The sequence below is a fragment of the Actinomyces sp. S6-Spd3 genome, assembly GCF_000758755.1.
Classification (GTDB): domain Bacteria; phylum Actinomycetota; class Actinomycetes; order Actinomycetales; family Actinomycetaceae; genus Pauljensenia.
This window is the reverse complement of the sequence record NZ_JRMV01000150.1, coordinates 1-745: the sequence shown is the minus strand read 5'-3', so window position 1 is coordinate 745 and position 745 is coordinate 1. Positions and strand designations below refer to the sequence as shown.

At 56.9% G+C, this 745-nt stretch carries 1 protein-coding gene and 1 pseudogene; both read right to left on the bottom strand.

What is annotated here, in order from left to right:
- Positions 1–358: nitrilase-related carbon-nitrogen hydrolase (locus tag HMPREF1627_RS00895; RefSeq protein ID WP_034500365.1), on the bottom strand; the 358-nt coding region annotated here is incomplete at its 3' end.
- Between the two features lie 144 nt (positions 359–502).
- Positions 503–745 (bottom strand): annotated as a pseudogene (locus HMPREF1627_RS00890) (acetate kinase); the annotation flags it as partial.

The window sequence follows — 745 nt, the reverse complement described above, 5'->3', positions numbered from 1 at the left end:
AGATTCCTGCTATTTGGCCGCGGGTGACAGCGACTGCGGCGTTCAGAGTCTTGCCACTTACCCGTAGAGGAGTGCCAAACAGAGCTACTAGGGGCCAATCGACGGAGGCCTGCTTAATGGTCTCTACCGCGGCTTCGCATTCCTCGTGCAGGGTGTCTTGGAACAGCAGATCGTCTGCCGTTACTCCTACCAGCGTGAGCTCTTGAAACACGACTACGTTTGCTCCGGCTTCGCTCGCCAGGTTGGCGGCTTCAATGATGCTGATCGCGTTCGCGGCGGGATCCCCAACCTTGATGGGGATGTTTGCTGCGGCTACACGGGCAAACCCGTTTGCGATGGGGGAGTGAAAGTCGTACATGTTTTTCCTTCACGAATGGCAGTAAAGCAGGGCTTGGTTATCCCTGATTACGATTTTAGAGCCCAAATTGAAATGGCGCCCCGGTCCGCGAACAAAACCGAACAGCTCGGTCGATTCCTCGCGGGAGCGGGGCGCCACAGTGTTTTAGTCAAGCAGCGACATCGCCTGCTGGGCGATGGCTAGCTCCTCGTTGGTAGGCACAACCATTACTCGCACCTTCGAGTCGGAGGCCGAGATTGTACGGGGATCCTTTGAGCGCAAAACGTTTGCAACCGGATCCAGCGTGATGCCGAACATCTTCAGCTTGTCGCACAGTTCTTGGCGGAGAGCCGAGTCGTTTTCGCCAATGCCTGCGGTGAACGTGAGAACGTCCAGGCCGCCCATTTC